Source organism: Sulfuriferula sp. (assembly GCF_054605375.1).
Genome location: NZ_JBTSEG010000054.1, coordinates 1 through 1232 on the forward strand (window position 1 = coordinate 1; position 1232 = coordinate 1232).

Genomic DNA, 1232 nt, shown 5'->3' on the forward strand with positions numbered 1-1232 from the left:
ATGTGCCATCATGCTTTTTACCTTTGGATCTCCTGCCGCGTGCGCAATGCCGGATAACGGTAGTAAGGCAATCGCAGCGACGAACAGGTATTTTGCATTCATAACAATCTCCATAATGAAAATGACGTTGGTAAGGTTAACAAGCCGCCAGGAGGCAGTCTCTCTGGCAACAACAAGGCCAATGCCTGCTGTATGCAGGATATAGAACCAGACCGCCGCTGTCCTTGATCTGCATCAAGGTTTGTCGAGGTGACGAAATTAGCTGGTATGGGGGAGTTAAGGTACGAAAATCTGAAGGGGTATGTGGTGTGAATCACGCCAGTTCCTTCCGCTGGGCTGCTGGCTCCGCAGCGGAATGCACCACCGATTCAGCCGAACTTGTACTGGATACCATAGCCGCTGCGGGGATATTCCCATTCCACATTGATATGGGTGTCGCAGACCACCCGGCAAGTGCCGCACTCCAGGCAGCCGTCGGTTGTGAGCATCACTTTCCCGCCTTCCACGGTGTAGCAGCCGGCAGGGCAGCACACGGCGCATTGCTTGGTTGCGCAGCTTGTGACGCAAATTTCGGGGTCTCTGATGCGGATGTGGGGGTTGTCCGCATCCAGCAGGTAGCGGTTCTGGAACAGGCTTTCTTCGACTTTCGCAGTCGTTGTCATCGTATTGCCCTCCATAGTTTGAAGGCGTCGCCCAGCATGCCGAACAGCGTGCGGCGTTCGCGAAAACTGTTGAAAATCGCGTTCTCCTTGGCCCGTTTTCCCTCGCCGTCCACCGTGAGCAGGGTATAGGCGGAACGGTTCAGCAACTCGGGATAGGTGGTGAAGAACTGCTTGTTGGTGTGAAAAATATCCGGCAGGTTCTTGTATTTTTTCATGTCATCCATCACGAAGCTGCCGTCCAGCCGCTGTTTGTATGCGGCCAGATTGTGAGCGCTCATGGCCTTTTTCGCGGCGTATAGCTCGATCACTGTTTCCGCGGCTATGCGCCCGGTGGTCATCGCTAGATTGGAGCCTTCGCGATGCACCGCGTTGACGAACATGCCGGAGTCGCCCACGATCAGCCAACCGTCGCCGTACACTTGGGGAATCGCATGGTAGCCGCCTTCAGGGATGAGATGGGCGGAGTATTCCTTCATCTCTCCGCCTTGCAATAGCGGCTTGATGGCGGGATGCGCCTTGGTGCGTTCCAGCAGTTCGAAGGGGGTGGTTTTCTGCGCCATGAAATCGGAC

1 protein-coding gene and 1 pseudogene are annotated in these 1232 nt (G+C 55.4%); both read right to left on the reverse strand.

Translation table 11 applies throughout. From position 1 onward, the window contains the following. Window positions 1-368: 368 nt before the first annotated feature. Window positions 369-662 (reverse strand): ferredoxin family protein, encoded by a 294-nt coding sequence (locus ACYCZJ_RS16100; protein ID WP_461555241.1) that lies wholly within the window; start codon window positions 660-662, stop codon window positions 369-371. After that, window positions 659-1232 (reverse strand): annotated as a pseudogene (locus tag ACYCZJ_RS16105) (FAD-dependent oxidoreductase); the annotation flags it as partial. The gene ACYCZJ_RS16100 and the pseudogene ACYCZJ_RS16105, both read right to left, overlap by 4 nt.